Origin of the sequence: Streptomyces sp. NRRL WC-3549 (genome assembly GCF_000721935.1) — a bacterium.
Classification (GTDB): domain Bacteria; phylum Actinomycetota; class Actinomycetes; order Streptomycetales; family Streptomycetaceae; genus Streptomyces.
In genome coordinates this window covers 19,161-22,874 of record NZ_KL585400.1, presented here as the reverse complement: position 1 = coordinate 22,874, position 3,714 = coordinate 19,161, and the positions used below count along the sequence as shown (strand labels likewise).

4 protein-coding genes and 2 pseudogenes are annotated in these 3,714 nt (G+C 71.7%); 3 read left to right on the top strand and 3 right to left on the bottom strand.

Annotation, left to right across the window (positions count from 1 at the left end; translation table 11 throughout):
• Positions 1-434 (top strand): annotated as a pseudogene (gene fbiC / locus IH13_RS0115865) (7,8-didemethyl-8-hydroxy-5-deazariboflavin synthase); the annotation flags it as partial.
• Positions 435-486: 52 nt separating this feature from the next.
• On the opposite strand, the gene IH13_RS0115860 reads toward fbiC, so the two are convergent.
• From IH13_RS0115860 to IH13_RS0115850, 3 genes are read right to left on the bottom strand one after another with little or no spacing between them, the layout of a single operon-like run.
• Entirely contained in the window at positions 487-678 is a 192-nt protein-coding gene (locus tag IH13_RS0115860) for a DUF397 domain-containing protein (RefSeq protein WP_031084918.1), read from the bottom strand.
• Positions 675-881: a DUF397 domain-containing protein gene (locus IH13_RS0115855; RefSeq protein ID WP_031084916.1), complete on the bottom strand. Its 207-nt coding sequence runs from the start codon at positions 879-881 to the stop codon at positions 675-677. Before IH13_RS0115855 ends, IH13_RS0115860 begins: the two co-directional genes overlap by 4 nt.
• The gene (locus IH13_RS0115850; RefSeq protein ID WP_031084914.1) at positions 878-1,705 is read right to left on the bottom strand and encodes a helix-turn-helix domain-containing protein; all 828 of its coding nucleotides are present in this window, start codon (positions 1,703-1,705) and stop codon (positions 878-880) included. Before IH13_RS0115850 ends, IH13_RS0115855 begins: the two co-directional genes overlap by 4 nt.
• Before the next feature lie 151 nt (positions 1,706-1,856).
• On the opposite strand from IH13_RS0115850, the pseudogene IH13_RS37620 reads away from it, so the two are divergent.
• Positions 1,857-2,142: pseudogene (locus IH13_RS37620) on the top strand (hypothetical protein).
• 234 nt (positions 2,143-2,376) lie between these two features.
• A complete protein-coding gene (locus tag IH13_RS0115840; RefSeq protein WP_031084912.1) occupies positions 2,377-3,492 on the top strand; it encodes an ADP-ribosylglycohydrolase family protein in 1,116 nt (371 codons plus the stop codon).
• Positions 3,493-3,714: the final 222 nt, after the last annotated feature.

The window sequence follows — 3,714 nt, the reverse complement described above, 5'->3', positions numbered from 1 at the left end:
GCTTCACGGAGTTCGTCACCCTGCCGTTCATCCACACCAACGCCCCGGTCTACCTGGCGGGCATCGCCCGCCCCGGCCCCACCGACCGGGACAACCGCGCGGTCACCGCGATGGCCCGGCTGCTGCTCCACCCGCACATCACCAACATCCAGACCAGCTGGGTCAAGCTGGGGACGGAGGGAGCGGCCGAGATGCTGCGCTCGGGCGCCAACGACCTGGGCGGCACCCTGATGGAGGAGACCATCTCCCGTATGGCCGGGTCGAGTTACGGCTCGTACCGCTCGATCCAGGACCTCGTGGCCATCGCGGACCTCGCGGGCCGCCCGGCGAAACCGCGCACGACGCTGTACGGCGAGGTCCCGGAGGAGCGGATCGCGGCCGCGACGGCCTCGGACGGCCACCTGCCGGAGCTGCTGCCGGTGCTGGAGGGCTGAGCGCGGGCCACGTCGAACGCCTGACGGGTCCCGGCGCGGAGGCCGGGACCCGTCAGCGGCGTACGGCGAACGCGACGAAGTCCGCCCAGGCCGGCGCGGCCATGACGAGGACGGGGCCGGTGGGGTTCTTGCTGTCGCGGACGGGGACGATACCGGGGAAGTCATGGGCGACTTCGAGGCAGTTGTTGTCGCCGCCGTCGCTGTAGCTGGACTTGCGCCACACCGTTGCGGCGGGAATGGTCATTGGCCGGTCCTGCGTACGCCGTGGACGAAGGCGGTCCAGGCGTGGTTGGCCATGATCAGGACGGGGCCAGCAGGGTTCTTGCTGTCACGGACAGGGACGACGTCTGCGAAGCCGACGGCCACTTCGAGGCAGTTGTTGGGGCCCCCGTCGCTGTAACTGGACTTGCGCCAGGTCGTGCTGGCAAGGTCGGGCGTCCGGTTCATTCTCCAAGCTCCTTCAAAGCGCCCCTGATGAACGCCTTCGAATCCGACGGGGGCAGCGCCGGATCCCGGAGCCGATCGTAGGACAGCCGCGCCCGTGTGACGTCGGCCGGATCTTCTAGTAGTTCACCGCACCGGTTGCCCTCCATGTAGGCGACTGCGCTGCCGTCTTCCTGCCACAGCAACGTAAGAGCGCCATCCATTGCGTGGTGCGCGCCGGTCGTGAGCGGTAGAACCTGGAGAGTGACCATCTTCTTTTCGGTCACCTCGATGAGGTGCTCCAACTGTGCCGACCACACCTTGGCTCTACCGACCGGCCGGCGGAGAGCGTATTCGTCCATGATGATCCGAAGAGATGGCGATGGGTCACGGCAGAGCAGCTGCTGGCGCCCCAACCTCGCCACCACTTGTTCTTCCACCGACTCCGCCTCCGCCGCCGTTTCCTGGGCGCCGGACAACAGCTCTCGCGCCACATCCTCCGTCTGGAGCAGTCCGGGGATTCCGAGCGTGAAGACGTGCATGATGCGGGCCGTCGGCTCCAGCCGCATGAACTCCTTGTACCGGTCCTTGAAGACCTCGCGGCGGGCCACCTTCCACAGCCGTACCAGCAGGTCCCCGGACTCGTAGTAGCGGTCCAGGTCCTCCATCACCGCCAGCTTGGACAGCCGTTGGCCCGCTTCCAGCCGGTACAGGTAACTCTTGTCGTACCGGGTCTCCCCGGCGAGCTGGCCGAGGGACCTTCCCGATCGCTCCCGCAGATACCGCAGGGCCCGTCCCAGTGCCGCGCGGCCCGACTCCTCGTCCGCGTGGGCCGGTTCTGCCGTCATCCCGCTCCTTTCGTTGTCCCCTGGTCAGGCAACCGTGCGCCTCTTCCGAGGCTACGGCCGGACCGTGATCATCGGAACACGAACAGTGACCACCGTCACCCGATGGAAGACATCCACATCGGAAGACACCCACGTCTGCGAGGCGCGCCCCATGAACGAGCTTCCCCTGCGACTGCTGCCTTGGAACTCCCCCGAGGGGAAACCTTGTTACCTCAGCACCGACGATCCCGGCAGCAGGCTGTCGCGGATGGCGGATGGCGGACGAGGTGGAGGCGGAGCTGATCGCGTCGGGGGAGGCGGTGCTCGCCGGGGCCGAGGCCGTGCTCGCCGACCTGGCGGCCGGTGAGGTGGCGGTGCGTTTCGCGCTCACGCGGGCCACCGAGTCGCTGCGGGACGCGCTGCGCGTCGCGGAGTGCAGGGGAGGCCGGGTGCCCTGACCGTACTCCGCCGCGCGAGGCCGGCGGCGGAGGTGCGAGCCCCGTCCGTACCGGACGCGGGACCCGGCCGGGACCCACGGCCCACGGGCCCAAGCGCCCCCGAAACCCGCGTTACCGGCTGGTAAAGAGCCTATCCGCACATACTGTTCCGGCCCTGAGTTCGGCCATCCCGTTCGATTACAGTGCATGCGCGGTCGCACACCGTAGGGCGGACGGACGGACGGAAGGGGCACGGTGAGCACTGGGACCACAGCTGTCTGGGGCCGCGCCCAGCAGCAGGACTTCCGCAGCCGGGTACGGGGCTCTCTGCTGGGCGGCGCCATCGGGGACGCGCTGGGGGCCGGGGTCTCGGGGCTCGGCCTGGAGGCGATACGCGAGGCCCACGGCGCGGACGGGCTGACGGACTTCGTCGCGGCGCACGGCAGACGCGGTGCCGTCACCGCCGTCACCCAGCTCACCCTCTTCACCGTCGACGGGCTCATCCGGGCCCAGGTGCGCCGTGACACCGGGGCCTGGCACCCGCCCACCGACGTCCACCGCGCACACCTGCGGTGGGCGGCCACCCAGAACGCCTGGGGGCCCGACGAGCGCCGGGGCGACAACGGCTGGCTGGCGTGCGAGGAATGGCTGTACGCCCGCCGGGCCCCCACCCGCGAATGCCTCGTCGGCTTCGGTGACGCCACGATGGGCACCCTCGACGTACCCAAGAACCCGGCCGCACGGGACTCCGCGGCGCTCACCCGCTCCGGACCGTTCGGGCTGCTCGTCGGATGGGAACCGCAGCTCGTCCTCCAACTGGCCGTCGAGTGCGCCGCCCAGACGCACGGGCACGCCACCGCCCAGCTGTCCGCGGGCGCCCTCGCCCTCATGGTGCACGGGCTGGCCCGCGGCGAGACCCTGGACGGCTCGGTGCAGCACACCCTGGCGCTGCTCGCGGACCGTCCGGGCAACGAGCAGGTCAGTGACGCGTTGCGGCAGGCGCTCGGCTCCGTACGGCAGGGCATCCCCGGGCCCGCCCTCATCGAGGCCCTCGGCGACACCGACTCGGCGGAGGAGGTGCTCGCCGTCGGGCTGTACTGCGCCCTGGTCGGAGAGGACGTACGGCACGGGCTGCGGCTGGCCGTGAACCACTCGGGCCCGTCGTCCGCCACCGGCGCGGTGTGCGGGGCGCTCCTCGGGGCGCTGCACGGGGAGACGGCGCTGCCGCCGGCCTGGCTGGCCGAGCTGGAGGGACGCTCGACCGTACTGGAGCTCGCGGACGACTTCGCCATGGAGATGACGCAGGGCCCGGCGCTGCACAGCCCGACCGCAGCCGCCCCGGGCTGGCTCGCCCGCTACCCCCGGGGCTGACCCGGGCCGGCGGCGGAGCCCACCCAGGCGGGAACGGGCGGACACGGCTCCCGCCGGGCGGCTTGTGCCTGGCCGGCGCCCGCCCGGCGCCCCGCTCGTGGTTCGCGTGGCCCGCGCGGTGGCCTGCACCGGGTGGCCTGCGCCTGGCTGGCGGCTCGCGCCCGCACGGCCCACGCCCGCCCGCACGCCTGACGGCTCGCGCCCGCACGGCCCACGCCCGCC